Genomic DNA, 832 nt, shown 5'->3' with positions numbered 1-832 from the left:
TGGCATTCGACACGCCGGGTACCGGGTTCGAGTTCACCCCAGACCGGGCGCGCAAGGCGTGGCGGGAAATCCCGGTCGCGGTGGCCGGACCGGTCGGGTATGTCGAGGAAGTCACGCTGGTCTTGCCGGACGATGCCGCCGGGTTCGAACTGAAGGGGCTGGGCGCAGTCGACGATACCATCGCCGGGGTCCGCTTCCACCGCGAATTCTCGAAATCGGGCAACAGCGTCACTCTGATCGACGACGCACGCAAGATTCCTGCGGAAATCCCGGTCGCGGAACTCGGGGCTGAACGGGCCAAGGCCGCGCGGTTCAAGGGCGGTGACCCGGTCCTGCGCGCGCCGGAGACGGTGACGCGGTACTGGCAATTTGCCGACGGCGACAAGCCGAAGCGGGTGGCCAAGCTGGAAGCGGCCTATGCCGCGATCATCGACAACGAACCGACCGAGGCGTGGCGCTGGTCGCTGCGGGGATCGCTGCGCGAATACCACGGCGATCTCGACGGGGCGATCAAGGACTACACCAAGGCAATCGAGCTGGAGCCGACGGTCGAACGCTTTTTCGATCGGGCCGGGGCCTATCAGGAACTGGGTCGCACCCGCGAGGCGATTGCCGACGCGCGCGAAGCCTACGATCTCGACGCACAGGCGTCGCACGCGATCTACCTCGCGCAGCTGATCGCGGAGGATGGCAAGCTCGACGATGCAATTGCCTTGCTGCAGCCGCTCGAGTTGTCGGGCGATGACCGGCTGAACCTGGCGATGGCGCACTCCGAACTGCTCGGCGAAGCGGGTCAGCTCGATGAAGGCTGGGCCATGCTGGAGGATATTGC

1 pseudogene is annotated in these 832 nt (G+C 66.0%); it reads left to right on the top strand.

Going from position 1 to position 832, the window contains the following annotated elements:
* A pseudogene (locus AC01FP_RS18155) lies at nucleotides 1–832 on the top strand (hypothetical protein); the annotation flags it as partial.

The organism is Cyanobium sp. NIVA-CYA 375, assembly GCF_056108345.1.
Note: the sequence above shows the minus strand (reverse complement) of the source record. Positions and strands in the feature narration are given on the sequence as shown.